This window comes from Leptospira sp. GIMC2001 (genome assembly GCF_028462125.1).
Classification (GTDB): Bacteria; Spirochaetota; Leptospiria; order Leptospirales; family Leptospiraceae.
Genome location: NZ_CP115468.1, coordinates 3,655,545 through 3,678,775, shown reverse-complemented (window position 1 = coordinate 3,678,775; position 23,231 = coordinate 3,655,545). Strand labels below are relative to the sequence as shown.

Below are 23,231 nucleotides of genomic sequence, written 5' to 3'. Positions count from 1 at the left end.
CATGGCTGAATTCTTTTGATATCAACACAAAATACTTTCCTGCTCAAGAACTGAAATTTCTCTACCCAATCAAAGATTGCGTTCGTAAAGATTCTTTGATATCGACTAAATTTGTTAGGCGTTTTACGTAATCAAACTCTTCTAAAGCTTGTGTGTATTGTCTTGAAAGATAATGGTACCATTGTTTAATCCGGCCTCCAATATTTTGAATATCTCCTGACTCTTCCATAATCAGATAGAATTCGAAAAGGAGGTTTTTCATTTCATGCCAAGAAAGTGGATCTGATCTCAATCCGCGAATCATGAGGGCTAGGGCTGGGTTAGATACTGCTCCACGTCCAATCATAATATCTTCACATCCTGAAATTTCTTGACATCTGCGTGCTGATTCAATATCCCAGATTTCACCGTTGGCTACGATTGGAATGGTCGTGATTTCTCTAATCTTTGCAATCCATTCCCAGTAAGCAGGCGGTTTGTAACCATCTGTTTTGGTACGAGCGTGTACGACAATCTCTTCAGCTCCGCCATCGGTTAGTGCTTCTGCACATTCCATTGCGTGAATCGGAGTGTCGTATCCCAATCGCATTTTTGCTGTAACAGGAATATTTGATGGTACTGCTTTTCTGACTGCCTCAACAATTTTACGCATGAGTTCGGGCTCTTTCAAAAGGATAGCTCCACCTCGGTTTCGGTTCACGGTAGGTGCAGGACATCCAAAGTTTATATCAATTCCGTATGCACCCAAGCTTGCAACTTTTGCTGCGTTCTCGGCCATACAATTAGGATCTGAGCCTAAAATCTGCACTCGAACGGGTGTTCCAGATTGTGTATGACAGCCATTCAGTAGTTCAGGAACGATTCTGTAAAATCTTCGATCTGGTAAAACTGTATCATTGATTCGTATGAATTCACTAACACATAGATCAATTCCACCTACCTTTGTTAATAAATCTCGCAAAGTAAAATCGAGCAGGCCTTCCATCGGAGCAAGTAGTATTCGCATGATTTAATTTAATTCTATTGTCAAGTTTTTCGATAAAAGGTTTATTTCATAAGATATTTTATGAAAAACCATTGCATTATTATAAAAGTTTAATTTCATAAGATATTTTATGAAAAACCATTGCATTATTATAAAAGTTTAATAGAATATCCCTTCAGAAACTCACTCTATGGAATTTACAGGAAAATTAATAATCGATAGTAAGTTAGCATCTGACAATTCGGAAATTATTGTGTTCTCATCTTATTTGAAAAAGAATTTTCTCGATCGTCAGCTTAAGATCATTTTAAACAACTTTTCGATCGACCGTTTAGAATTTTATTCAAATCGATACGGTATATGTAAATGGAATCTCAAGAATAAAATATACGAATCCAATTCTTGGGAGACCGAATCACAAGTACAAGACTCTTCACCACTTTTGAAGCATTACCCATCAATGAGTTTGAATTCTGAAACATCTAGTAGCTATGCACTTGGCAAAATTATTCCAAACGTTTTAGAACAAATTTTAAATCCGGATCTCAAAGATTTGATAGAAAAAGCTCTTGTATCGGATACAAGATTATCATTGGATCCTTCTATAATTGATAGTTACGAGAAACTTGAAAAAGCTTATCTAGAGACTAAAGGATATTCAAAGTAAAATTTAGAAATGTCGCAAAAGTATCCGCAATCTGTGCATAATATGCTCAATAGCGAAATTCAATAAATCCGATTTTTGTAGATAGATTTGCTAGGTTTTGGAAATCTTGATCGAAGTTGGATGAATGGAATATCGGAGATTCTAAGCCTGTTCCAACTGGGCTGGGCTTAAGCCCAGGGCTGGTGGACGTGAACGAGAAGCCAAAATTCATTGGCAACTCAAACTCAATGACAGATCAACATTCTATTTTCGATTATCGAAATAACTATCTATCTTCTTCGTAATAGATTGAATTTTTGATTCATATTCCAAAATCGCTTCGACTGCATGTTCATATACACTCATGACAAGTGCTTGGCCAGCATCACATTTTTGTTCCTTACGGAAAGCTTCTTCATGCAAAGTTTCTGTAATCGAACCATCTGGATCAAATGGTAAGCTCGCAAGAAGATTCTTGATTACGATCTTATCATCTCCAGCAACATGTGACGGATCGAATATACATGGCAAAATAGTTTTCTTCTTAATATGTGTTAGAACATTTAAATCAGGAGTATTGCGGCAATATCCTTCTTTGATAAAAAGAGTTTTGACTCCGCGTTCACATAAAATAATATTTAGATTACCTTGGTTGGCGATATATTCCGCAGCAGAAAACCATTCTTCTGCTTCATTACCAAATCCTCTTTTGAGAATCACAGGCTTCATTGTTGCACCGACTGCTTCTAGTAGTTCAAAATCTTGTGCATTGCGAGTTCCAATCTGAATCATATCAGCATGTTTAGAAACTTCTTCAGCCATAGTATGATCCATAACTTCTGTTACGTATGGAATTCCTGTAGCTTCTCTTGCTTGGTCAAGCATCTTGATGCCTTCCCATCCCATACCGCGCCAATCAGTCGGGCGAGTTCTAGGTTTGAATGCACCACCACGAAGAATAATTCTATCTAAGATTCCATACTTTTCACCAAGAGCTTTTGCTTGTTTGGCGATGGTCATAGTTTGTTCTTCTGTCTGAGGAGAATCGGGACCAACAATGAAAATATGTTTACCAGCACCAAATTTACGAACTAAACCATCAGGTCCTTTTACTTCTACAGTGCGAGTTTCCCGATGAACGACTTCTCCGTTTTTGCCAGTTGCTACTTTCGCAATATTTTTATAAGGAACGGATACATTCCAAATCTTCACTACACCTGGAAGTTCTTTTACATATCCTGCTTTGGTTGCGATTTTTCTTGTATCGCCGATGATATGGATTGTGTCGGACACTGCACCGCCTCGAATGATCTCGACGGAATTGCCATGCTCAGATGCGAGCTTCTTGATATTTTCTTCTGTTTGTGAGAATCCCTTCTCTAGTTCTATAATGTCCAACTGTTCCAATCCTCAAGTCTTATAATGAATCTTTGCTTTCCATTAAAAGAATCGGACAGACAGGGTCAAACCTAAAAGCAATTCTTTTCTTCTGGAAACTTCTTTCCAACGACTTCTTCGTGGTATGTTTGTATTGCGGACTTAGTTGTCGTTGAAAGGTCAGCATACTTCTTCAAAAATTTGGGTGTAAACTCTGAATTCATTCCTAATAAATCATTGATAACCAAAACCTGACCATCTGTATATCGACCAGCACCAATACCAATGGTAGGGATAAAGATCTTCTCAGAAACTTTTTTACCAACCGATTCTGGAATCATTTCCAGTACGATTGAAAATGCTCCTGCTTCTTCTAGACTCATTGAGTCTTCTAATAGAATTTCTGCGGAAGCATCATCCTTCGCTTGAACTTTGTATCCACCCAAAGTTTGATAAGACTGCGGAGTCAGTCCTAAATGTCCCATCACTGGAATTCCACATTCTACCAATCTGTGAACGAGTTCGAAGCAATCGTCATTGCCACCTTCCAATTTCACAGCGTCTGCTCCGGATTCTTTCATGATTTTGCCAGCTGAACGTATACCTTCCTCTAAAGAAGTTTGGTATGATAGAAATGGCATATCAGCAATAATGAATTTCTCAGGTGCTCCGCGACGCACTGCCTTAGTATGATAGATCATCTCGTCCAGGGTAACAGGTAGTGTGCTATTGTGGCCTTGAATCACCATTCCTAGTGAGTCACCAACTAGAATACAATCAATATCGGTTGCGGCAACTAGCTTCGCAAAAGTATAATCATAGCATGTTACAACCGAGATCGGAGATTTATTCTTCTTTTCTTGAAAAAAATTGACAATATTCTTCATATCACTATCCTAATGTGCCGTCTTTAATTTCCAAACCAAAAAAACCGAAATCATCGAAGCTATCACCGCGATATAACCAACAATATTATAATTTACCAGTGTGTGATTGCCTACTTCATAAATTATTGTCCCTGCAAGAAAAGATGCGAGTCCCGAGGCAAGTTGTTGAACGGAAGAAGTGATGCTCATAAAGCTACCTCTAAGTTGTGGTTCAACGGTTGAAGTGATGATTGCAAATGCAGGAACAATTCTACCAGACACCAATACCATAAAAATAGTGGTGACTGTGAGGGTTAAGGCAAGTGGTGTGGTAGTCATATTTGTAACAAAAAGTACGGGTGCCCAGGAAAGTATTGCAACAAATGTAAATATCTTTTGTTTACCAAATCTATCTGATAATTTGCCAATGATATTCATTGAGAAAAAAGTAAACAATCCACCGAATAAATAAATATATTTCAATTCATTCATTTGCAAACCAACATTCCCAACCATGTAAGGTGTAAGAAATGGAATTATTGTAAAGCCACCAAACATAAGGCAGGTTAAAAAAAGAAATACAAGATAACTATTCTTTCGAGAAAGAACAATAGAGATCGAATTCCAGGCTGGCTTAGTTGAGTCGATTCCTTCGAGATGAAGTCTCATGGTTGGCAAGATTTTATATGACAAAGGAATAAATGCTAAGCTAAGGATGCCAAGGGCAAGGAATGGTGCATGCCATCCAAAATTTTCCGCAAGGATCATCCCAATTGGAATACCAATAACCGAAGCAATTGAGAATGCCGACATCACAGCACCAGTCGCTTTACCTCTTCTAAAGAAGGGAATTATATCTCCGATGATTGCAAGAACCACTGCACCTATGATTCCACCGAAGCCTCCAGCGACTGCTCGTGCTACAAGAAGTGTATTGTAGTCGGGGGCAAAGGCGCAAAATATCGTTCCAAAAGTAAAGCCTGAGAATACAAAAATTGCTGCAAATTTTCGATCATATCGATCTAGATAAAATGCTCCAAGCAATCCGAATATACCAGCACTGAAAGTATATACAGAAACAAGTATTCCGAATTGTAAGGAATTGATTTTGAATTCCTGCATGAAAAATGGGCCTAATGGCATCATGATTACGAAATCTAGAATATGCGCAAATTGCATAAATGCAAGTATCACTATAATCCATCTTTCTTGCTTATGGTCGTGGAGATTTTGTTCTTCCATATAGTGCCACTAAATGGATATTCATTCTATGAGTCATTTTCAATCTAAGCGCTTTCAGGATTTATCTGAAAATTATGAAGAGATCAATCCAATCATCGAGCTTAAGAAAAATCGGGAAAATTCCAAACTAAAAGTTCTAGACTTAACTGAGACCAACCCGACTAAGCTTGGTTTTAACTATCCGAAAGAAATGATGCTCCATGAAATAGCGAATGAATTTTCTTGGATATATGAACCAAATCCTCAAGGTTTACAATCTGCACGAGAAGCAATACAGAACTATTACATAGAGAGACTATCGACCAATGTAACCAATCAATTCGATGTTAGTGAACTATTTCATCCAGATAAATTTTACTTAACATCTGGAACTTCTGAAGCCTATGCTTTAGTTCTAAAATCAATCACCAATCCATCAGATGAAATTTTAGTTCAATCACCAGGGTATCCGCTTTTGGATTTTTTGGCGAGGTGGGAACTTGTTGAGCCAGTCTCATTTGAATCGATTGCAGATATTGAGTCGAAAATTACAAAAAGAACCAGAGCTATTATGATTGTGCAGCCCAATAATCCCAATGGCTATACTTTAAGTTTAGATGAAATACAAGCATATGAGAGCATTGCATACAAATACAATCTAGTTGTCATCATAGATGAGGTTTTTGCTGATTACGTAAATTCGAATATACTATATCATTATTTTATTTCCAATAGAGTGCCTGTGATAACTGTGAATGGTCTGTCTAAATTGGCTGGTCTTCCGGGATGGAAACTTGCATGGATTCATCTTCAGATTCCCGAAGATCCTGAGAGCTTATGGAATGAGATTCCAAAAAGATTGGAATGGCTCACGGATTCCTATCTATCAGTGAATTCCATTGTGCAAGAAGTCCTTCCAACTATATTAAGTTCCAGACATATGATTCAGAATCAAATTAGAAGTCGTATACGGAGAAATTATGGAAAGGCAATGGAGATTCTAGCAGATAAAGAAGACATTAATATTCCTGAATACAATGGCGGATGGTATATCAATATTTCAATAGAATTGAATCGAGAAAAACTGGAATCATTGAATCAGAACCTTTTGTCAAATGGGATAAGTAAGGATGATTTAGATTCCATTGGACATCCGGATGAACTTTTTGCCATTACACTTCTGCAGCAATATGGAATCTATCTTCATACTGGATCCATGTTCAATTTTAGTAAGGAAATGAATGAAGATTCGAATGATAAAATAAGGATTATTCTTATCCTTAGCTTGATTGTAAAGGAAGAGGACTTTCATGAAGCGATTTTAGGTCTGAGTTCGCTTTGTTCCAGTAGGGTATAATCCCCTATTGAATGAAGTACTTAATTATTCAGTTATTCTTGACTTGATTTTTTTTTCAATATAAGCTAACTAAAAATTTGGAGATAAATCATTACGTAGATACAAAAAAACTCGGGTGCCAAAAGCACTCCGAGTTTTGTAATTCCTAACTAAAGGAAATCTTGAAGTTAAGGTTTCTTATTCTACTGTAGAATCTTCTGCTGGTTCAACAGCAATTACTTGAAAAGTAACACGTCTGTTGATCTCGTCTTGCTCATCATATCCGCTCACTGGCTCAGCTGAACCAACGGCTTTGATTGCAATTCTTTCTGCAGGAATTCCTTGTTGAACAAGAGCAGTCTTAACTGCTTCAGCACGGATTTGTGAGTAATAAGCATTACCTTTCTTCGCACCTTCAGCTTCTTCAGGTCCTGTTGAGTCCGCATGTCCAATAACTTGAACAGCATACTCTGCTGGCAATTTATCGAGTGCTTCTTTAATGAAGTTTACGTTTTCTTTTGCCCAAAGATTGAAGTCTTCTTTAGTAACATCAGCTTTCTTGTAGCTGAAACCTCTTCTACGAACACCATCTGGATATCTGTATTCTTTTAGAGTAATGTTAATTTCATCTAATATGTTCATATCAAAAGAACGAGTTTTTGGCTCTTCAACTTCTGTATTCTCTGCAACTGGTTCTGTTTCAGGTTGCTTTGTTTCTGTTGATGAACAAAGAACTAGTGTAGATGATACTAGAGCAATAATAAGAAGATTTATAAGATTTTTAAAATTCATGGATTGACCTTCCTTCCAGTGTCAAAATTACTGTTTCTAAGCAGAGATTCAAGTTTAAAAACAACCATCCGCTCTTTTTTTCTTAAAAAAACTACTCCATGGAATTAACCGCAACCGTTCTCGAAGAATACAATGATCAAAGGCTTGATATATTTCTATTGGAAGCCGTTGGCGATGACCTAACTAGGTCAGCAATCCAGAAATGGATTCGTAGCGAATGCGTGCAATTAGACGACAAGCCCATAACTAAAACGGGACATAAGGTATATACCGGAGAGATTTATAAAATCTTGGTGCCCGCAAAACCAAAACCCTTTCTAGAACCGGTAAAAATGGAAATACCCATTGTATGGGAAGATGAGCATATTCGAATTGTTCATAAAGCGCCAGGGATTGCAACTCATCCTGGTCCTGGGGACAGATCCATTACATTAGTAAATGGACTTCTATACCAATTCAACAATTTGTCAGCTGGAACTGGTACAGATCGTCCAGGAATCGTGCATAGATTGGATAAACCTACGGAAGGTTTGTTGGTCGTTGCAAAAAATGATCGTGCACATGCAGCTATGGCAAAACTTTTTATGGATAGGCAAATCCATAAGACCTATTATGCATGGGTACTTCAAGCTCCTCAAGAATCTAAAGGAACAATTGATCTTCCAATCGGAAGACATCCAAAAGAAAGATTGAAAATGACTGTGAGAGAAGATGGAAGACCATCAATAACTCATTATGAAACGTTGCAAGTGGTCTGTACTAAACGTGGACGAAAATTTAGCTTCGTAAAAATTCAATTAGAGACAGGACGCACCCATCAGATAAGGGTACATTTTCAACATATTGGTTGTCCAGTTGTGGGTGATTTACTTTATTCAAGATCTGGAAATGATTACAAAAAATACGGATTGCTACTTCTCGCAAGAACAATTCAATTTGTACATCCGTTTACTCAAGAAGAAATATCTGCAGAGATTCCTTTGCCAACACGCTTTCTAGATTTTGAGAAAAACTGCGTGAATATCTTTTAGAAAAATTATTGCAATAATTTGTAAATAATCATGAATGATGAGGAGTCTAAAAATTGAATTAACTCATCTATATGAAAAAGAAAAATTTAGTTTTTATACAAGCGACTCTATTAGGAATCGTTCTAATTGTTCCTATCCTATCTCAATCTAGTAGAGATGTGAATCCACGTCAGGGTGATTTGAAGGATGATGATAAATCCATTCGTTATGTTGATAAGAATAAAAAGGGATGCTGTAAGATAAAGTATCCTTCTGGCGGATATGATTTTTTTGTTTCGTCTGAAGATGATTGTAGATCTAATTTATATTTTGATAGATTTCTCGGTGATAACAATTCCTTATGTTTCCACTGGAAAGAATAGTCCATAATTTTATAGAAATCTTCTCACCTCCTGAAGTAGCACTCGCTATCGCAGGCGGAGGATGCAAAGCTTTGTACGGATTGGGTGTGGGCTACGAGATGAAGCAGTGGGGACTCGCGTTAAAGGAAGTTTCTGGTGTGAGTGCTGGATCTGCTATGGCGCTCTGTCTCATCGGCGGAAGTGAAGAAGAAACAGTTGAGTACTTCGAGGAAATTACAAGAAGAAACGATAGCAATTTTAAATTGAGCAATCTTTTCTTCGGTGAGCGAGTGTTTCCTCATGAATCCATGTATCGTAGAACCATTCGTTTTGCTGCAAATTGGGATGCGATCAAAAATTCTTCAAGCAAAGTTTTCATCTTAACTGTTCGAGCTAAACCCAAAGTCGAAGAAAAGTTCAAAGCACGAGTAGAGCTAGGTAAGCTAATTGCAGAAACTGCTCAAGCCTATACTAAAGATGAGAGAGATCGTCTAGCTGGAATTGTTTGTAACCGAACGCAAGAAGTATTAAAGAAATGGAATATGACAGAAATCGTATATACTGAAAAAGATTTCCATAGCCCAGAAGTTCTAGAACAGATAATTATGAATTCATCTAGTATTCCTCCAGTTGTATCTATGCAAAGTAAAGAAAATGAATATTATATTGATGGCGGACTAACCAATAACTTAGCTTTGGAATTTTTCTCTGATCATCTTCCAAAGATTGGAATTTATTATGAAGACTCAACATTAATCGGTAAGAATCCAGATATTTTGAACAATACCTATCTTATCAAGCCATCCGAACCTCTTCCGATCACTTCCTTTGATTATACCAATCCTAAAGGCGTTCGAGCCGCTTATGAATTGGGCAAGAAAGATGCAAGAAACCAAAAAGAAAAGATTATGGAACATATCCGATTTAAACGAGGTCAGTCTTTTCCTAGGTTGTGGTAAAGTTAGGGAGCAGTGTAGGGAGGGACAGGTCGAGTAATCCTCTACCAAAATTTTCGATCAATTTTGCACGACTCGTGCAAAATTATCTACAATAAGCTAATCATCGTTAAGTGATATTCTGGAATTAAATTGAAATTTCTTGATAATTTCCAAGTTGACAGATAATCGTGAACTCAGTATTTTACAACCATGATTCTTTCTCGGATTCTACCGCTGCTTGCTTCTGCAAAAATACAGTATTGTATTGTTGGTGGATATGCTGTTGCTCTTCACGGTGTTGCTCGGGGAACATTGGATCTTGATATCATTACTGAATTGACGGAATCTAATCTTATTAAAGTCGAAGAGCTTCTTCTAACTATCGGAATGAAATCTTCCTTACCAATTGATGCTCGCATGATTGTAGCTAATCGAGAAAACTATATCAAAGATAAAAATTTAATAGCGTGGAATTTTATTCATGCTGAAAGGAAGATGGACATCTTGGATATCCTGATAACTGAGGATGTTAGAAATTACAAAACGGTTGTAGTAAGTTCTCAATGGGGAGATATTCCTGTTATCGATTTCGATGGATTGATTCAATTAAAATCAAAAACTCGCAGAAGTCAAGATATTGAAGATGTAAATGCACTAAAATCTATACAGGGAAAAAGAAAATCTTAGTTGAGAGCTTTACAAATATTAACGGATGAATATATTGATCAATGCTCTAAACTTACTCCGATCGAAAGATTGGAATGGTTAGAAGATTACAAATTTCTTATACCTTTATCTGCTTATCAAGAAAGAATTGATGAAGTAGTAAGATTGTGGGAAGAGTCGAATTTAAAGACCAAATAAGCTTGGAATAGTTTTCCACAAATCAATTCAAATAAAGAAAACCTATTAGTTGATATTGTCGCATTTAAAAATATAAAAAGTTTTAAAAAAGTTGAATAATAAAAACTTCTAATGGTTTACAAAATTCAGCTCTTCGTTGATAATAATCCGCGAGGTTGATCATGCCAAAAAGTCTTCTGATCGTATCGTTTATATTATTTATTTCCTTATCTAATTGTTCCAATGGAAACAAAAATATCCAGAATTTACCTTCGGAATGGGAGTTTGCAATCGGTGATCCCAATGATACAGTTGAGGATGTTGCCAATTATGATTTTCTACCATTAACTAATGAACAAAAAGGAAAATTAGAATCCATTTTACCATCTGGAATTGGTTACATTTGGCTTCGTAAAACTTTTGCATTGGATATCAATACTGATCAATCTTTAGTTTATTCCATTTCACCCGGAAGGATAGCTTGGGCTGATAAAACATTTCTCAATGGTGAAATGATCGGGCGTGGAGGAGAATTTCCACCGGACGATTGGTCTGCTTGGAATACAATAAGAGATTATTCGATTGCAAAAGGGCTTCTAAAAAAATCTGAACAGAATGTTCTATTAATTAAAATTTATGTAAATCAAGAAGGTTTTGTTTATAACGAAGCATTGCTTGGTGAGACAATAGAATTGGGAAATCATTTATTTTTATCTAAATTTTTCAATAGCTACATCAATGCGTTCGTTGCCTTCCTATTCATTATCATATCCATGTATCATTTACTGATCTATTTGAAACGTAAAAAAGATAGAGAAAATTGGTACTATGCAATCTTTGCAATGTTCTATGCAATTTATTGTACGAACTTTTTTAATGAGTTTTTCTATAATTATATTGGCATTAGCTACCTTACTTATCAGAAGATTATATTTCTCGTACAGGCAGGATCCGCTTACTACTTATTGAGATTCTTTTCCATATTTTTCAAAAATGATCTCAATCGAAATCTGAAAATCTTCTTTATCTCTGTGATAACAATTCCGGGAATCATATCGTTGTTTTTTCCAGATTACGGTACTCTTCAAAAATTCCGTGGCTTAGTAAATATATTTCAGATATTGCCAGTTCTGTCGTTTATAATTTATTCAGTTGCGCGCGGATTGATTCGAAAAGAAAAAGATGCGAAAGCAATGGTTTATGGACTGATTCCAATGATCATCGCAGTCATTCATGATATTGGTTTGGGAATATTGGATGTGAAGGGTGCTATTTTTCTAGCAGGTCTAGGATTTCCCATTTTTCTTGGTTCGATTATGTTCATTCTCGCAAGTAAGTTTGTAAAAGTACAAAATGAAACTGATGATCTGAATGCAAACTTAGAAAAAAAGGTAGAAGAAAGAACTGTTGAAGTGACTCAGAGAATGGAAGAAGTTCAAAAGTTAAAAGTTCAACAAGATGGAGATTATTTCTTAACTTCTCTCATTGAGAAACCTCTTGCTACGAATTATAATAAATCAAAACTCGTAAGTACGATTTTCCATTTAGATCAAAAGAAAAAATTTGCATTTAGAAACAAAAAAGCAGAATTAGGTGGAGATCTATGTATTTCTGGTAACTTGCGATTCGGTGATGGTAAAGATCGTTGGATTATTTTCTTTAATGCAGATGCAATGGGTAAATCTATGCAAGGTGCTGGAGGTGCGATTGTTGCTGGTACTGCAATGAATAATATCTTGAGTCGGTCTGCTCGTGATAATCGGGTTCTAACTGTCACTCCAGAAGAGTGGATTAGCGAGACATTTTTTGAATTGGATTCAATTTTCAAAACTTTCAACGGTTCAATGTTGATTTCTTGTGTATTAGGAGTATTGAATGAAAGAACAGGCGAGCTATTTTATTTCAATGCAGAACATCCGTGGACAGTTGTTTATCGTGATGGGAAAGCGTCCTTTATTGAGAATGAACTCACATTGCGAAAGTTAGGTTCTGAGTCTGAATTCACTTTCAAAGTACATAAAGCAAAAATATTTGCGGGAGATGTATTGTTTGTTGGGTCTGACGGTCGGGATGATATCAATCTTTCAGAACAAGGAGAGCGAGTAATCAATGAAGACGAGACTTTATTTTTGCGACTTGTTGAAGAATCTAGAGGTGAATTGGATAAATTGGTTCAGTTGATTGAATTCCAAGGAGAACTAACCGATGATCTGAGTTTGATTCGAGTTGGATTCCAAGAACATTATTCTGTCGAAGAATATCAAGAAGATGACCAGGAAATTGTAAATCTTGAATCTGCTCAAGAAGCAATTCAATCTGGAAATAAAACGAAAGCGAAGTATATTTTGGATTCGATTTGGGAAAAAGATCGGAACAATCTGTCCGCTTTAAAGCTCCTCGTTAAATTGTATTTCGATGATAAAAAATATAAAGATACCGTTGATCGAATCAATGAATTCCACAATTTCAGCAAAGATAGTTCGTTATTTTGGTTTGAGAAGAGTGTGTGTTACAAGCAGTTGCAAGATTTCGAAAATGCAAAAAAGGCAGGTGAGGTTTGCAGAAAATACCAACCAGAACGTGTCGCAAACTTAATCAACCTAGCGGACTCTTATCGAATGTTAGGTGATGATGAAAATGCGAGAAAAATTCTTCGTGAGGCAATGGATCAAGAACCCGACAATCAATCTGCAATAAAACTAGCGCGAATTTTGAGTCTCGGAGTTTGAAAGCCGTTGTAATTTTTTTGAAGATGCATTTTTCAGAATATGATTTTCATGTAGAGAATATCTAAAAATCATTTTGTCATTGAAATTTTTTTCTATTTTCATTGACAGATTGAATATTAGGAATATTGTTGTCATAGCAACATAATGAAAGAACGGTTTCAGTTAGAAGATTCTTATGCTTATCTAATCTATCGTACGGTGCGAGCTCTACGTAGACAGTTTGTTCGGTTGGCAGCGGAAGTTGGATACGAATTGTATCCGGAACAATGGTTTGTTTTAGTCCGAATCTATAACAATCCAGGATGCAGTCAGATTGAGCTAGCTAAAGATTTTGAGGACAGACCATCAATGACTAGGGCTTTACGTTCTATGAAGGAAAAGGGTTGGTTGTCTATCAGTGATGATCCAGAAGATCGTCGAAAGCATAGAATAGAGTTGACAGAAGCAGGTTTGAAACTTTTTGAGCTAATGGTAAAAGCCGTATCTAAAGAGCGAAATCGAATGTTTGAAACTTTGGATGAAAAGGATTTTAAACATTTTCGTAGAATTATGGATACAATTTTTACAAATGCAATGGAGTAAAAAAATCATTATTGTTGTTATGACAACTAAAGGAGAGATCTATGAAGGATAGATTCATTTTTTTATTAAAACTAATTGTAGTAGGAGTGTTATCAATGAGTACTTTACAGGCTGAGGATTTAAAGGTTTCATTAAAAAAAGATTTTATAAAGCTTATGTCAGAGATAGACAAGCAAAATGTTGATTATGTAGAGAAAGCTATGCATGATGATTATCATGATAGTTTTGTATTTAAAGGAAGTCCAGGTGCGATAAGTTCAACAAAGAAAGATTATGTGAAATTTTTATCCGAAGGTAAAATTGGAGGAATGGATAGAAAGGTCGAAATATCTTCACTAGAGATTATGGATCAGTTTGGAATCGTTAAATCTAAGTTAGAGAGCAAAGTAATGAAATTTGATGGTAACTTTACTTTCTATTTGAACGGGAAAACTTGGGTCTTGATTAAGTCGATCATCGTGGCGGAAAAAAAATAATATAATCTTTTGTGGCTCAAAATTATGAATGCAAATGTAAAACTTAAGATTGCTTTAATTTTTACGATTAATTGCTGTTTTGCATTTGCATTGCTTATCTCAGAAAATTTGAGTCCAAATATCGAATTATAGGTCCACCGGATCAGATTCCGATATATCTTCTTTGCTCACTTCTAAATTTTCTTTCTTAACTGTCTCCTCCTTACCCCACTCCATGGAAACGGCAACTGTCCAAGCGGCATCGTAGAGTCTATGGTCGGGATTTCTATACAAGGGATGCCGATAAGCAAGAGTTATATTGTATTTCTCTGAAAAATTGTAAGATGTTCCCATGCTTATTTCTCGAAAAAAGCGTGGAATCGTATCTCTAGTTTCAGTATCGAAGTCTACGCCTTGATAAGGAGTTCTAAAAATATAACCCAGGAAAAAAGATATTTCTGGCTTCCAGAGATATGTAACATAGCTTTGAAGTAGAGTTGTGTTCTTCAGTTCGTATTGTTGTTCAGGTGGAACTGCCGATGGCTCTCGAAGCCAATAGGGAATACCATCATTGTTTCTGAGATTTGTTGGTTCCAGTCTCGAAAGTGGTTTGATCCCTCCCGCTTTGAGAACAAAACTAAAATCGTTCCAAAGGTATCCCAAAGTAAGATTTCCTTGGCCTGCGTAGTAATTGCCTCCAGTAAACCGATCAGTGTCGGGCCCGGAAGGAAACCCAACTGCACCTTCAACAACGATGAAATAATTTCTTTCAAAATCTCCAAGTGGCAACCACTTTCCGCCAAGATAAGTTTTCCCTATTCTTGCTGCATCGGATCGATCCTTTTGTTGGAAATAAGTATACGGAACACTGATATTCATCGCAAACTTTCCATCGTAGAAAGGAATTTCAACGAAAGCTGACGTGGTAAAAATATTGCTATTTTCATTTGTTGCTTTATAATAATCTTGAGTTAATACAAGATAGTTGGCAGGTTGTTCTCTTTTTCCAGTAAATGGGTCAATGAATCTTGTGGTAGAATTGGGATTGTCGGAACTTCCTGTGTGATGTGCGCTAAGAGAAGAAGTTGAGAATTGATATATTGCAAACAAGATAAGTAAAGTGTTAGTAATTGATTTAGAGAACGTAGAAATAAAAAACATTACACACTTGCTGCTATTATTAATACTACTTGATTTTGAAAATTTAGTTCGTAGTGGAATCATTATAAACAACTTTCCTGTAATAAAACATTATCTTCTTTGGTGAAATTGGTTTGGATATATGAGTATCGTGAATCTAGATCAGAGATTATTATCGTATCACCTGAGTTAGATCCTTGGAATAGAGAATTCACAACGGATACATTCTGACCCGGTTCTATTATATCGCGAAACAAGTTAGAATAACGAAGTCCTAAAATCCATTCCTGAGTCTGCGAACTCGTGAGTTCGATTCGACATCTTGGTGGAAATGAAACTGCAATATTGCGTAGAGAAATAACCACTTCTCTTTGAGAGCTATCATTTGATCGAATGATTGTTGCATATAAATCCAATCGATCAAAATATGCAATCGTTGATGATAGAATTCCCTGAGGAGGATTGATGAGGGGATTTAAATTTGCACGAAAGACAGATCCAAATCCAATGCCATCAGAGTTTTTAGAAGAATAACCATCTATTCGTTTCGTAGAACTTGAATAGATTTTACCGTACGGATCGTCCGATGGTAAATCCAATGGAACGGTATAGGGAGTATGGGTTTTGCTAGTATCAGATCGGACATTGAATACACCTCCAATTTTATCGCCTGGATTGAATCGAAAATCGATCCGATTCAATATTAGAAAATTGAGATTCGTCTTCATTTGAATGTTGTAGTTACCACCAACGTTGGAAAGTATGGTGAAATTTTGAAGGTTATCATCTATCTGATTGTCATAAGCATGAAGGAAAGGATTGAATCCGCTTGGCACTGCGCGACTTGTTCGAATCAAACTTTCTAAAATTATTGCTTCCTCTTCTTGCGAATTGCCAACGCTACCAAAAGTACAATTTGTAACTATCATAAAACAAAACAAAACTGGAACCACGCAACTTGGATGACGAAGGAATTTCTTGTGAATCAATGTTTTCATCTTGGGTTTGAAAATTTGGGATTTCTTAGAAATTCATCATCCGTTAAAGATAGAAGAAAATTAATCAGATCTTCTTTCTCGCTAGGTTGTATTGGGAAAGGTCGGATCAGAGTACCATCTTTTGCGGGATGCGCAGCGCCTCCACTAGAATATTGATCTACCACTTTACCTAAAGCATTTCTTGCACACGTTGATAGGCTTGCTCCATTTGCGATCCCATCTGGATGGTTGGGGTTCTGATTGTTATCACACATAATTGAACCATCATGCATGTAAGGAAATGTAACTGCAACATTGCGTAGAGAAGGTGCACGAAATTTTCCTTGGTCTGAATCTTGTAGAGTAATTTCCTTTAGGCCTTCCTTATGAATATCTCCTAGACTATTATAATATGCTACAGTATGCGTACCATTATTGTGATAGGCAAATTCTTCCTCAGCTTGTGTTCCGTGAAGATTTGTATCGGTAAAATTAAAACCACCATGACAATGGAAGCATTCAGCAATTTCGCTATTAAAAAAAGATGCACCCCTTGCAGCCGATGGAGTAATCGCAGTTCTGTTACCATTCTGTGCACGGTCAAATGGTGAATTTCCCGAAATCATACTCCTCTGAAAACTTGCTAGAGCAAAACGAACATTTTGTTCGGTAATGGAGCCATCTCCTCCGCCAAAAGCCTGATTGAAAAGTTCAGGATAGAGACTATCTAGTTTTAGTTTACTTAAGAAAGATTCATCTTGGAGTCCAAGTTCAATTGGACTTTCGCCAAACATAGGAACTCTCGCTTGTTGTTCAAGAGTGCGTAGATTGGGATTATTCCAAGTCAATCGTGAATGATAAGCTGCATTGGTTAGATGCTGAGCATTTCTTGGATGAACTTGTCCGGTTATGCCTGAAGGCAATGCTTTTCCGTCGGAGAAAGCTAAGGATTGAAAATGACAACTTGAACATGCTTTAGTTTCGTCTTGGGACAATCGCCTATCATAGAATAAATGACGACCCAGTTCAACTTTCTCGATCGACATTGGATTCTCAGCCGGAACTCTTGGTTCGGGAAAACCTGGAGGAAGATTCCAATTGTAGCTTGACCTTTGACTTAGCAGAGCAAGACCTAATAGTAGTTCATTGTCGCTATTCGATTTTTGATCATTCAATAATGGAATATCGCATGCAAAAAACAATAGATTCGAAAAAATCAAAATGATTTTTGTAAAAAACGAAATATTTTTCTTCATAAAAACCTCGAATAAAAAAACATTAAATATTCCCAATTCTCCTGCTCAATGGCCTTCAATTGTAGCAATGGACAAAGAGCAGGAAGAATCGCAATCTAGTTGTCTTGAATTATCTCAATGTAAAAACTTTTTGACTGAAATCTGTATTAACAGATCCAACTCCAGCATCAAGATCGGTTTGGTTGATTGCAGAGGCTCCGTTTGATACACGTCCTTTCAATCCTAAATTCTGAATCAATGGATTGCATCGATTGAATTCACCGGCATTGGCTGCACCCGGAGATATCGGCATACAAATACCAAATCCATCTGCATCGGCTGCGCCGACATGGGTGTAACCTTTGAGAAGCTCATCAATATTCATTTGTATTTTCTGTGATCCTGGATTGATTGCTCCATTAATTGTAATTCTAGGTCGGAATTTTGCAGGGCAGTTTCCAAATTCCCCAGCAATCACATCCGATTTACATGCAGTAGCTGCAGGTGATGTTCCAAAACCAGTGGAGCCAAGATGCATATTTGTCCATTTTGTTGTGTTAGGTGTTGTGTCTGCTGAGAATTCAATCTTTGCATGTTTGTAACCACTAGCCCAAGCCCAATACATTGCGCTATTGTTCAAAGGAGCTCTTGAATCATTGATTTGTAAATGGTTTAAATCTTCAGGGACACCAATTGTGAACTGGATACCTACATAATTTCCTTGAGGAACCGAACCAACAATTTTTGAATTCATTCCAGTGCTTGTTCCTCCATGAGACCCAGTAGTAGCTTTACCATTTTCGAAATCTAACAAAGCTAAGTTTTTAGTTTGCCAAATCCCATCATCAGTGAGTGTCGCATCAGTTGTAGTTCCATCTGCACGCAGAAATTTTACTTCCGATACATAGAATCGAAAATCGCGAAACACAACATTTGATACACCGTTCACAGTGATCGCTTTATTGGATTCAAAAGCTGTTCCGTTCGCTGTAACATCAAATTCCAAATTAACGGATTGTGGTGCAGTGGCAAGGGCAGCCAGTCCCAAAAACAGGGTATCGTCATCATTTTTCGAATTTTCGGTGTCACAACTCGTTAGGTTCAGCATGGAAATCAAAGCAACCAATGCTAGAATCAAATATTTTTTGGATAAAATCATATTATAATAACCTCATATATTAATTGAATAAAAAGAACTGAAATTCAAGAGAATCCATCTCATACCAATTAAGATGTCCTAATAGCTAAGAAATGACCGGATCTGAACTCAATTCGAACGCTTCTAATGCGTAAATGTTTAGAAATTTGGATAGTCTTCCCGATTAGAATGTCTCAGATTGATTGAACCAAAAATATTCAAAAATCGGGAATCAGAGATTGTGATAAGTTAGAAAAAAATTCCTAAATATTACAATTCTTTTGTTAACTGATGCGTGGAGGCTTGAAAATGCTGAGAGCATAACCATCCATTTTAGAAATTAAGAAAAAAGAATAAGTATAAATTGAATCTATTTTTGGATTAAAGAATTCCGATAATCTATGAATAAAGAAAGTTTGCCTATGGGATAACAACATTTGCGCAGTCTTCTCTGATTTTTTGCAATTGCAGAGATGGGCTTCACCAGCCTTCGAATCATGGCAACTTGGAAGCGAATCGGATTCCAAAACATTCAACTTCTGTGATTTCTGGACGCTGTGTGGTGCCGTCATGGATTTGTTAGACGAAATTGTCTGGCGATTGATTGCCTTATCACCAATCACTGGTTTACTTGCGAAGATTTCATCTTCTGCAGAGACGTGTTTTTCTTTCTTAGAAGAATGGTTGCATTGGCAAATTTTGGCACCTTCGGACAGAATAAAACCAAAGAGACCACTAGAGAAGACCAGACATTGAAATAGGAGACATAAACTTAACAATCCTGTTTGAATTTGAAAAAGCCCTGATCTCACAATTCCATTCCGGGTTTTGAAGGTGGGCTATCAATCATATTTTGCTTTGCAAAATTGGCTTTTTTTAAAAAATGGTAAGAGAACCCAATTCGGGGGGACAAATCCATGAAACGAACAGAACTAGAACGTAGAGAACGAGAGCTCCGTAGAATGGAGAAAAAATCCAAAGCTCTGGAGAAAGGTGAGAGAGAAGTACTGAGTGTAGGCGGCTACATTGATGCTTTGTTCGCACTTTTTCGCTATGACACGGTTGAGATTTTCAATACTGCGGAAGACGTTGATATTCTGGAATTATTAGAAGATATGAAAGATGATCATCCTGAGAAACAATGGGACGTAATCATCCGTAAGTCTGTCAATAAAACTAAAGTAGTTGAGAAAGAGAGAGCATACGAAGAATTGCGTGAGCTCGCTGGAATTACATTAGTAGCTTAATTGATTTTTTACTTCTAAAATAATTCAAAAAAACTTCTAAATTTTCTGAGAGCATTCGCTCTCAGAGCTTACATTATTTTTCCCTAAACTCCTATTAAATATCGTCTAATGATCCGATTCTGAATCCGGAGCCATTTGTGATAATTGCAAAAAATCATCTTAATAAGATTATTCTTCTGTGTTATATACTAAATGGAATATGTTCTACTTCGATTTTTGCGGACGGTCAGAATCCTCGTATCATTGAATCAACAGATATTGAAGATGGGATGGAACTATCTCCGTACTTTACCATCATAGAAGATCGTAAGCAAAAGTACAAACCTCAAGATCTACTGCAAGAATTACCACTCAACGGATTCATAATTTCTGATGGTAGAATTCCAAACTACGGATCAACATCATCAGCTTATTGGTTTCGTTGGAGAATCCACAATTCATCAGAAGAGACTCAAGAGTATATAGTCAAAATTCGGTATCCACTTTTGGATCAGATAAATTTATATTACAACACGGATGAAGGTTTGGTTGAGAAGAAATCAGGAAGAATCATTCGATCCATTGATAAAGAAATTCCTTATCGCGGATCAGCTTTCACGCTAACCATTCCTCCAAGTTCCATTCGAAGTTTTATACTCAGAGTTGAGACAAGATCATCAATGTCAGTTCCTGTGAATCTCTGGACTAAACGTGGATTCTATGAGTCGGTGACCAGTGAGCAAATGCTTCAAGGATTGTTTTTTGGAGCAATCATCGTAATGCTATTCTATAATTTATTTCTCTATGTGAGCTTGCGGGATAGAGGTTATCTTTATTATGTTATCTATCTTAGTTTTGCAAGTTTTCTTTTCCAACTTGCGATGAATGGATATCTAGGTTTATATCTATTCCCTGAGTCGACCTATGTGCAGATGAATCTCCACAATACGATTTATATTCTATCTTTGCTAACCGTATTTCCCTTGATACGATATGTCCTCAATATGAAAAAATATTTTCCATTGATGGATCGAATATTGGGTTATATGTTTTTCCTTTGTTTTATAGCAATCGCGCTGGATTTTGTTCTGCCATATTCTTGGGTCAATCAAGGAATGGATATATTTGCGATGACAACAATCATACTTTCAATTATTGCATGTTATGTTGTTACGGCAAAAGGTTACCGTCCTGCATACTATTTTTTCTGCGCTTTTATTCTTGTGATGATAGGTGGAATGCTTGCCTTATTCAAATACATGGGCGCACTTCCAGTCAATTTTTTTACAGAGAATACATACCAGATGTCAATGGGACTTGAAGTTATTTTGATGGGATTTGCTTTGGCCGATCGAATCCAATTGATGGAAAGAGAGAAGCAGACCAATCGCAAGCAACTCCAAACATACCAGAGCGAATTGGAAATCGCACGAAAACTCCAAGAGTCAACATTGCCTGCGACTTTTCCTTCAATGACAAATCTCCAAATTTCCGTTAAATACAAACCAATGTCCTATGTTGGCGGAGATTTTTATGATTTTCACCAGATCAATGACCACCAGCTGATGGTTTTAATTGCTGATGTTACTGGGCACGGAATTCCAGCAGCATTTGAAGCAGCCATGTTAAAAGTTGCGTTCTCCGTTGAGAAAAATAGCGGCAAATCTCCCTCAGAGATTCTTCAGAATCTAAACACGATACTGATTCATAGCTATAACAATCAATTGTTGACAGCGACTCTTGCACTACTTGATTTAGATGAACGAAAACTGGTAGTCGCAAATGCTGGTCATCCCTCTATGTTGCTTCGCAAAAGAAAGAATGATGAGCTAATAGAACTTCGTCCCAAAGGTTCATTGATTGGATTCAAAGACGTATTGGAATTGGATGAGGTAGAGCATAAGTTTGAATCGGGAGACCGTCTCGTTCTATATACAGATGGTTTAGTCGATGGAATTCATCCTTTCACAAAAGAAATGTTTGGTGAAGATAGATTGATTGAGATCATCAAGGATAGCGATCAAAATGCAGCAGCAGAAGCGGTAGATCGAATCATCAATGCTGCAGGTCAATGGGCACAGAAAGAAACCCCTGATGATGATATGACTCTAATTGTGATTGATATACTTTGATTTTAGAATAGTTTAAGTGTTATCCACAATATTGCCAAGGGACTTTTTGATTGAATGGTAAGTCAGCGCCATTTTGATGCAATTTTTCAATTGGACTATCGGAATCTTATCGTTCATACCAAAAACAATCGCTCTGTTTCCTTCATAATGAAAATCATGCGGATAGATTTTTTTGAAAGTTGGTACTAGTAGAGAATTGCATTGGAAATACATTGCATATTGATTCGGACTTGTAGGTTTCCAATCCATTCTAAATGTGCTTCCTTTTTTTGTTATATAACTCGGTTCACCCCATCTTAGTGTTTCTTCCAGTTCTTCTGCACATTCGGATTGTTTTGCCGTCTCAAAAATAATTTTCCTAAGATTCAGCAATTTATTTCTGATTTTTGGAGGATAATTTTCAAAAATACTTTCCACCTCTGCATTTGTGAAGATATTGTTGTTCATTGAGATTGTTTTGGTAAAAAATAGCCTATTATACATTTAGGATTTCGAATGCAGATTTGTATGTGATTCTTTTCATGGAAGCCAGCATTAGGATAAATCTCCTTACCTTCTCGAAAGTATCCTCTAACAGAATCAAATGAGATTAATTTTTCTTGTTCCCTCATTGAATGTAAATTTTCAATGACAGCGCAATCTAAATTTCTCAATAATAGGTCATTCTCGCTATCAATTGGTTTGTTAATCGGCATTGGAAATCCAGAATTTTGAATTGTTTCAAGAAGCAATTTGTGGCTCAATTTCAAGAATTGAATATTTTCAGAATTGAGAAGATTTAAACAATTTCTTAGATCAATAACAGCTCCAATCACTGAAGGATTTGAAATTTTACTTTTACTTTTATTGAGATGTTTCGCGTATTCTAATGCTCTGGAGTAATTCCCTTCCCAAAAATATATTCCGTGTCCAAGCCAATCATACTTATTTTCGCTTTTCTTTAAGTCGCTCTTTCCCAGGACAACATCTTCAGCAACTTTTTTGTCAGTTCCATGGAATCCAAGGACAAGACCTGGAATGTAGGAATCGATCATTTTTTATAGATAGTTTTAAGATTTCCAGAATTTGTATAGATCCCTGTTTTTTTTAAATAATTTTCGCTGGCAGATTTTGAGGAAGTTACTTTCTTCGAAAATTCTTTAAGTTTTTTTACCTCTTCTTGAATGGTTAGAATCCTTGCTTTTTTCCCTTCCATATGTATACTCTATTTATAAATAAAATTAAATCAATTAAAAATCATG

At 36.5% G+C, this 23,231-nt stretch carries 24 protein-coding genes; 12 read left to right on the top strand and 12 right to left on the bottom strand.

Annotated features, from left to right (window positions below; translation table 11 throughout):
* Positions 1–61: 61 nt before the first annotated feature.
* Positions 62–1,006 (bottom strand): tRNA dihydrouridine synthase, encoded by a 945-nt coding sequence (locus O4O04_RS18305; RefSeq protein ID WP_272533292.1) that lies wholly within the window; start codon positions 1,004–1,006, stop codon positions 62–64.
* Positions 1,007–1,175: 169 nt separating this feature from the next.
* Between O4O04_RS18305 and O4O04_RS18300 the strand changes: the two genes are divergently transcribed.
* A complete protein-coding gene (locus O4O04_RS18300) occupies positions 1,176–1,652 on the top strand; it encodes a hypothetical protein (RefSeq protein WP_272533291.1) in 477 nt (158 codons plus the stop codon).
* A gap of 243 nt (positions 1,653–1,895) precedes the next feature.
* Here O4O04_RS18300 and O4O04_RS18295 read toward each other — a convergent pair whose 3' ends face one another.
* From O4O04_RS18295 to O4O04_RS18285, 3 genes are all read right to left on the bottom strand, one after another.
* Entirely contained in the window at positions 1,896–3,029 is a 1,134-nt protein-coding gene (locus O4O04_RS18295; protein ID WP_272533290.1) for an N-acetylneuraminate synthase family protein, read from the bottom strand.
* A 71-nt stretch (positions 3,030–3,100) separates the two neighbouring features.
* Positions 3,101–3,895, bottom strand: a complete 795-nt coding sequence (panB, locus tag O4O04_RS18290) for a 3-methyl-2-oxobutanoate hydroxymethyltransferase (RefSeq protein WP_272533288.1) — start codon at positions 3,893–3,895, stop codon at positions 3,101–3,103.
* A gap of 9 nt (positions 3,896–3,904) precedes the next feature.
* Positions 3,905–5,116 (bottom strand): MFS transporter, encoded by a 1,212-nt coding sequence (locus tag O4O04_RS18285; RefSeq protein ID WP_272533287.1) that lies wholly within the window; start codon positions 5,114–5,116, stop codon positions 3,905–3,907.
* A gap of 28 nt (positions 5,117–5,144) precedes the next feature.
* Between O4O04_RS18285 and O4O04_RS18280 the strand changes: the two genes are divergently transcribed.
* A complete protein-coding gene (locus O4O04_RS18280) occupies positions 5,145–6,452 on the top strand; it encodes a pyridoxal phosphate-dependent aminotransferase (protein ID WP_272533285.1) in 1,308 nt (435 codons plus the stop codon).
* A 177-nt stretch (positions 6,453–6,629) separates the two neighbouring features.
* Here O4O04_RS18280 and O4O04_RS18275 read toward each other — a convergent pair whose 3' ends face one another.
* On the bottom strand, positions 6,630–7,223 hold the full coding sequence (locus tag O4O04_RS18275) for an OmpA family protein (RefSeq protein WP_272533284.1): 594 nt from the start codon (positions 7,221–7,223) through the stop codon (positions 6,630–6,632).
* A 98-nt stretch (positions 7,224–7,321) separates the two neighbouring features.
* On the opposite strand from O4O04_RS18275, the gene O4O04_RS18270 reads away from it, so the two are divergent.
* From O4O04_RS18270 to O4O04_RS18235, 8 genes are all read left to right on the top strand, one after another.
* Positions 7,322–8,254, top strand: a complete 933-nt coding sequence (locus O4O04_RS18270) for an RluA family pseudouridine synthase (protein WP_272533283.1) — start codon at positions 7,322–7,324, stop codon at positions 8,252–8,254.
* A gap of 71 nt (positions 8,255–8,325) precedes the next feature.
* Positions 8,326–8,616 (top strand): LIC_11321 family protein, encoded by a 291-nt coding sequence (locus O4O04_RS18265; RefSeq protein WP_272533282.1) that lies wholly within the window; start codon positions 8,326–8,328, stop codon positions 8,614–8,616.
* Positions 8,595–9,554 carry a patatin-like phospholipase family protein gene (locus O4O04_RS18260; protein ID WP_272533281.1) on the top strand — a complete coding sequence of 320 codons (960 nt, stop codon included), beginning with the start codon at positions 8,595–8,597 and terminating at the stop codon, positions 9,552–9,554. Before O4O04_RS18265 ends, O4O04_RS18260 begins: the two co-directional genes overlap by 22 nt.
* Before the next feature lie 189 nt (positions 9,555–9,743).
* On the top strand, positions 9,744–10,220 hold the full coding sequence (locus O4O04_RS18255) for a hypothetical protein (protein ID WP_272533280.1): 477 nt from the start codon (positions 9,744–9,746) through the stop codon (positions 10,218–10,220).
* Positions 10,221–10,397, top strand: coding sequence for a hypothetical protein (locus O4O04_RS18250; protein ID WP_272533279.1), 177 nt, complete (start codon positions 10,221–10,223; stop codon positions 10,395–10,397). It abuts the gene before it with no gap.
* A 161-nt stretch (positions 10,398–10,558) separates the two neighbouring features.
* Positions 10,559–13,105 (top strand): SpoIIE family protein phosphatase, encoded by a 2,547-nt coding sequence (locus O4O04_RS18245; RefSeq protein WP_272533278.1) that lies wholly within the window; start codon positions 10,559–10,561, stop codon positions 13,103–13,105.
* Between the two features lie 144 nt (positions 13,106–13,249).
* Entirely contained in the window at positions 13,250–13,687 is a 438-nt protein-coding gene (locus O4O04_RS18240) for a MarR family winged helix-turn-helix transcriptional regulator (protein ID WP_272533277.1), read from the top strand.
* Positions 13,688–13,782: 95 nt separating this feature from the next.
* Positions 13,783–14,163 (top strand): nuclear transport factor 2 family protein, encoded by a 381-nt coding sequence (locus O4O04_RS18235; protein WP_272533275.1) that lies wholly within the window; start codon positions 13,783–13,785, stop codon positions 14,161–14,163.
* A gap of 126 nt (positions 14,164–14,289) precedes the next feature.
* On the opposite strand, the gene O4O04_RS18230 is transcribed toward O4O04_RS18235, so the two are convergent.
* From O4O04_RS18230 to O4O04_RS18210, 5 genes are all read right to left on the bottom strand, one after another.
* Complete coding sequence (locus O4O04_RS18230) at positions 14,290–15,303, bottom strand: LIC11086 family outer membrane transporter (protein ID WP_272533270.1); 1,014 nt, start codon at positions 15,301–15,303, stop codon at positions 14,290–14,292.
* A gap of 62 nt (positions 15,304–15,365) precedes the next feature.
* A complete protein-coding gene (locus tag O4O04_RS18225) occupies positions 15,366–16,280 on the bottom strand; it encodes a hypothetical protein (RefSeq protein WP_272533269.1) in 915 nt (304 codons plus the stop codon).
* Positions 16,277–17,515 carry an MbnH family di-heme enzyme gene (locus O4O04_RS18220; RefSeq protein WP_272533267.1) on the bottom strand — a complete coding sequence of 413 codons (1,239 nt, stop codon included), beginning with the start codon at positions 17,513–17,515 and terminating at the stop codon, positions 16,277–16,279. The genes O4O04_RS18225 and O4O04_RS18220 overlap by 4 nt, the downstream gene beginning before the upstream one ends.
* 109 nt (positions 17,516–17,624) lie before the next feature.
* Entirely contained in the window at positions 17,625–18,653 is a 1,029-nt protein-coding gene (locus O4O04_RS18215; RefSeq protein WP_272533266.1) for an MbnP family copper-binding protein, read from the bottom strand.
* Between the two features lie 263 nt (positions 18,654–18,916).
* Positions 18,917–19,444 (bottom strand): LIC_11090 family protein, encoded by a 528-nt coding sequence (locus tag O4O04_RS18210; protein ID WP_272533264.1) that lies wholly within the window; start codon positions 19,442–19,444, stop codon positions 18,917–18,919.
* A gap of 105 nt (positions 19,445–19,549) precedes the next feature.
* Between O4O04_RS18210 and O4O04_RS18205 the strand changes: the two genes are divergently transcribed.
* Positions 19,550–19,879, top strand: coding sequence for an LB_289 family protein (locus O4O04_RS18205; RefSeq protein ID WP_272533262.1), 330 nt, complete (start codon positions 19,550–19,552; stop codon positions 19,877–19,879).
* A 137-nt stretch (positions 19,880–20,016) separates the two neighbouring features.
* Entirely contained in the window at positions 20,017–21,990 is a 1,974-nt protein-coding gene (locus O4O04_RS18200) for a SpoIIE family protein phosphatase (RefSeq protein ID WP_272533261.1), read from the top strand.
* 12 nt (positions 21,991–22,002) lie between these two features.
* Here the strand turns inward: O4O04_RS18200 and O4O04_RS18195 are convergent, their stop codons facing one another.
* Together O4O04_RS18195 and O4O04_RS18190 are read right to left on the bottom strand one after the other, a co-directional pair.
* Positions 22,003–22,437 (bottom strand): DUF1801 domain-containing protein, encoded by a 435-nt coding sequence (locus O4O04_RS18195; RefSeq protein WP_272533260.1) that lies wholly within the window; start codon positions 22,435–22,437, stop codon positions 22,003–22,005.
* On the bottom strand, positions 22,434–23,024 hold the full coding sequence (locus O4O04_RS18190; RefSeq protein ID WP_272533258.1) for a hypothetical protein: 591 nt from the start codon (positions 23,022–23,024) through the stop codon (positions 22,434–22,436). The genes O4O04_RS18195 and O4O04_RS18190 overlap by 4 nt, the downstream gene beginning before the upstream one ends.
* Between the last annotated feature and the right edge of the window lie 207 nt (positions 23,025–23,231).

Excerpts from the sequence above, each read along its gene's own strand:
- O4O04_RS18260 (WP_272533281.1), top strand. The coding sequence starts at position 8,595 with ATGTTTCCACTGGAAAGAATAGTCCATAATTTTATAGAAATCTTCTCA.
- O4O04_RS18285 (WP_272533287.1), bottom strand. The coding sequence starts at position 5,116 with ATGGAAGAACAAAATCTCCACGACCATAAGCAAGAAAGATGGATTATA.
- O4O04_RS18300 (WP_272533291.1), top strand. The coding sequence starts at position 1,176 with ATGGAATTTACAGGAAAATTAATAATCGATAGTAAGTTAGCATCTGAC.
- O4O04_RS18280 (WP_272533285.1), top strand. The coding sequence starts at position 5,145 with ATGAGTCATTTTCAATCTAAGCGCTTTCAGGATTTATCTGAAAATTAT.
- O4O04_RS18230 (WP_272533270.1), bottom strand. The coding sequence starts at position 15,303 with ATGTTTTTTATTTCTACGTTCTCTAAATCAATTACTAACACTTTACTT.
- O4O04_RS18245 (WP_272533278.1), top strand. The coding sequence starts at position 10,559 with ATGCCAAAAAGTCTTCTGATCGTATCGTTTATATTATTTATTTCCTTA.
- O4O04_RS18195 (WP_272533260.1), bottom strand. The coding sequence starts at position 22,437 with ATGAACAACAATATCTTCACAAATGCAGAGGTGGAAAGTATTTTTGAA.
- O4O04_RS18215 (WP_272533266.1), bottom strand. The coding sequence starts at position 18,653 with ATGATTTTATCCAAAAAATATTTGATTCTAGCATTGGTTGCTTTGATT.
- O4O04_RS18305 (WP_272533292.1), bottom strand. The coding sequence starts at position 1,006 with ATGCGAATACTACTTGCTCCGATGGAAGGCCTGCTCGATTTTACTTTG.
- O4O04_RS18255 (WP_272533280.1), top strand. The coding sequence starts at position 9,744 with ATGATTCTTTCTCGGATTCTACCGCTGCTTGCTTCTGCAAAAATACAG.
- O4O04_RS18205 (WP_272533262.1), top strand. The coding sequence starts at position 19,550 with ATGAAACGAACAGAACTAGAACGTAGAGAACGAGAGCTCCGTAGAATG.
- O4O04_RS18220 (WP_272533267.1), bottom strand. The coding sequence starts at position 17,515 with ATGAAGAAAAATATTTCGTTTTTTACAAAAATCATTTTGATTTTTTCG.
- O4O04_RS18225 (WP_272533269.1), bottom strand. The coding sequence starts at position 16,280 with ATGAAAACATTGATTCACAAGAAATTCCTTCGTCATCCAAGTTGCGTG.
- panB (WP_272533288.1), bottom strand. The coding sequence starts at position 3,895 with ATGAAGAATATTGTCAATTTTTTTCAAGAAAAGAAGAATAAATCTCCG.
- O4O04_RS18240 (WP_272533277.1), top strand. The coding sequence starts at position 13,250 with ATGAAAGAACGGTTTCAGTTAGAAGATTCTTATGCTTATCTAATCTAT.
- O4O04_RS18270 (WP_272533283.1), top strand. The coding sequence starts at position 7,322 with ATGGAATTAACCGCAACCGTTCTCGAAGAATACAATGATCAAAGGCTT.
- O4O04_RS18265 (WP_272533282.1), top strand. The coding sequence starts at position 8,326 with ATGAAAAAGAAAAATTTAGTTTTTATACAAGCGACTCTATTAGGAATC.
- O4O04_RS18190 (WP_272533258.1), bottom strand. The coding sequence starts at position 23,024 with ATGATCGATTCCTACATTCCAGGTCTTGTCCTTGGATTCCATGGAACT.
- O4O04_RS18235 (WP_272533275.1), top strand. The coding sequence starts at position 13,783 with ATGAGTACTTTACAGGCTGAGGATTTAAAGGTTTCATTAAAAAAAGAT.
- O4O04_RS18275 (WP_272533284.1), bottom strand. The coding sequence starts at position 7,223 with ATGAATTTTAAAAATCTTATAAATCTTCTTATTATTGCTCTAGTATCA.